This window comes from Parafrankia sp. EUN1f, assembly GCF_000177675.1.
Lineage (GTDB): Bacteria > Actinomycetota > Actinomycetes > Frankiales > Frankiaceae > Parafrankia.
In genome coordinates this window covers 1-2,086 of sequence record NZ_ADGX01000344.1, presented here as the reverse complement: position 1 = coordinate 2,086, position 2,086 = coordinate 1, and the positions used below count along the sequence as shown (strand labels likewise).

The 2,086-nt window shown below is 68.1% G+C and carries 2 protein-coding genes; one reads left to right on the top strand and one right to left on the bottom strand.

Annotated elements, in window-relative coordinates; translation table 11 throughout:
- Positions 1 to 12 precede the first annotated feature (12 nt).
- The gene (locus FREUN1FDRAFT_RS38950; RefSeq protein WP_006545959.1) at positions 13 to 855 is read right to left on the bottom strand and encodes an SDR family NAD(P)-dependent oxidoreductase; all 843 of its coding nucleotides are present in this window, start codon (positions 853 to 855) and stop codon (positions 13 to 15) included.
- Positions 856 to 1,765: 910 nt separating this feature from the next.
- Here FREUN1FDRAFT_RS38950 and FREUN1FDRAFT_RS47310 point away from each other — a divergent pair.
- A complete protein-coding gene (locus FREUN1FDRAFT_RS47310) occupies positions 1,766 to 2,038 on the top strand; it encodes a 2Fe-2S iron-sulfur cluster-binding protein (RefSeq protein WP_006545839.1) in 273 nt (90 codons plus the stop codon).
- Positions 2,039 to 2,086: the final 48 nt, after the last annotated feature.

The following is a 2,086-nucleotide window of genomic DNA, read 5'->3' as shown; positions in this document are numbered from 1 at the left end:
TGCCAGGGCCGTTCAGGCGCCTCGGGCCATCGCGATCATGCCCTTGAGGGTGAGGTCGGCCCTGGTTCCGCCGTCGCAGAGGATGTCGGTGCCGGTGAGGTAGCCGGGTCGGTCGCTGGCGCAGAAGGCGAGTAGCTCGGCGATCTCGTCGGCCCGACCGAAGCGCTTGAGGGCGGCGTGGTCGAGGAGCTTCCCGGCGCCGCTGGCCTCCTCGAGCCGGCCCATGGCGGTGTCGAACGAGCCGGGGGAGACGGACAGGATGCGGGCGCCCTTCGCGCCGAACGCCGCAGCCTGCCGCTGGGAGTACCAGATGACGAAGTTCTTGCTGAGCGAGTAGGCCGAGCCGGGGCGGGACGCCTTCGGGCCTCGGCTCGCGGCCGCGACGATCTTCCTTGTGAACCTCTCGACGTCCACATCGGCCAGCTTGTAGGCCCGCTTCGGGATGAGGAAGCCGGGGAGCATGTGCCCGGCGATGGAGGCCACGTTGACGAGCGCGAAGCCCTCGCCCGCCACGGCCAGCGCGGCCTGGGTGACGTGGATCGTGCCGAGCGCGTTGATCCGGATGATGGTGTCGGCCGAGCCCATCTGCGGGCTGACGCCGGCGGTGTGCACGACGGCCGTGACCGGTCCTGACTCGCCCGCGCGGGTGAACAGGGCCGTGACCGCCGCCCGGTCGGTGATGTCGCAGACGACGCGGTCCGCCTCGACGCCCAGTTCCTTCAGCTCGGTGACGGCGTCGTCGAGCCGCTGCCCGTTGACGTCGCTGATGACCACACGATGGTCGCGGCCGAGGATTCTGGCGGTCGCGAGCCCCATGCCGCCCGCGCCGCCCGTGATGACAGCGGTCTTCGGCATGGTGTCCTCCGTGTCCTGCGGCGGGTCTGTCGGGCGTCATGTGCGGCCCCGTCCCATTGTCCGGGTGTATGCGCTGCGCGGCGACCGGTCGGCGGGCGTCGCCGCCGGTACGCCGAGCGCGGCGCCGCGCTCGGCCGGCGGGCGGTGACGCCGACGCCGACGGTGACGGCGACGCCGACGCCGACGGTGACGGCGACGCCGACGGTGACGGCGACGCCGACGGTGACGGCGACGCCGACGGTGACGGCGACGCCGACGGTGACGGCGACCGGAGGCCACCAGGCGTCGGGGGATCGTCGTGCCCACGACAGGATCCGGCACCGGCCCGTTCTCGGTGGGCCGGCGGTCCGACCCGAAAAGGGCCAACAAAGACAGAGCGACGCTCGGGTGGTCGGGTTCCGAGTCTTGTCAAGCCTGTTAACCCACCGATCGTGGATCCGTCTGGACCGGCGTGTCAGGCGCTCGACAGACGTGTTACGTCGTGTCAGCCGATGGTTCCGGGGGGCGGCACGTAAAGTAATTCGCGTAGTCCCGTCATCGAACGGCAAACGGATGGTTTCGGCGTAGGTGGCCGCCGCTACTCCGGTCTGCCGACAGGCGGTTGCGGAAAACCTCCTGGGCAGTGAAGGCGACTATGGTTCAGGCATATTCCCTGCCGTTCTTCAAAGGGATTGCCAAGCGTTGTCGTGTTCCCTGGCGCGGTATCCAACGGGATTCTTTTCCGGATACCCAAGCAGGCGTGATCGGTTCAGAAGATCTTGTAGTCACCGGGACTGTCCGAAGAGAAGGCGCCGGATTTCCTCTGTCCAGGGGAACCGGGCCGGAGCGCTGAAGGAGTCACTGTGGTCGACGACGGTTCTGCGTCTGGCTGGTCGGCTGTCCGTCCGACCGGGCGGCATGGAGGTGCCGAATGCCAAGTCTGAAATTTGTCAACGCCGATGAGACGGTCGAATTCGATGGTTGTGTTGAACTCATCGAGATGGACGACATCATCACGTTCGGCTGCAGATCCGGCAGGTGTGGGATCTGTGTCGTGCGGATCGTGAGCGGCGGCGAGAACCTGTCGCCGCGGACGGCACGGGAGGAGCGGCTCTTCGGGCTCCTCGGCGAAGAGAGCCCCGCGATGCGCCTGGCCTGTCAGAGCAGGGCCTACGGCGACGCCGTCCTGGACGAGATCAACTGAGCGCGACCGCCCGAAACCAGCTTCTACCAGCTTCTACCGACACCGGGA

What these genes read in the sequence shown, in the direction of transcription:
- FREUN1FDRAFT_RS38950 (WP_006545959.1), bottom strand. Translation starts at nt 855, where the DNA reads ATGCCGAAGACCGCTGTCATCACGGGCGGCGCGGGCGGCATGGGGCTC.
- FREUN1FDRAFT_RS47310 (WP_006545839.1), top strand. Translation starts at nt 1,766, where the DNA reads ATGCCAAGTCTGAAATTTGTCAACGCCGATGAGACGGTCGAATTCGAT.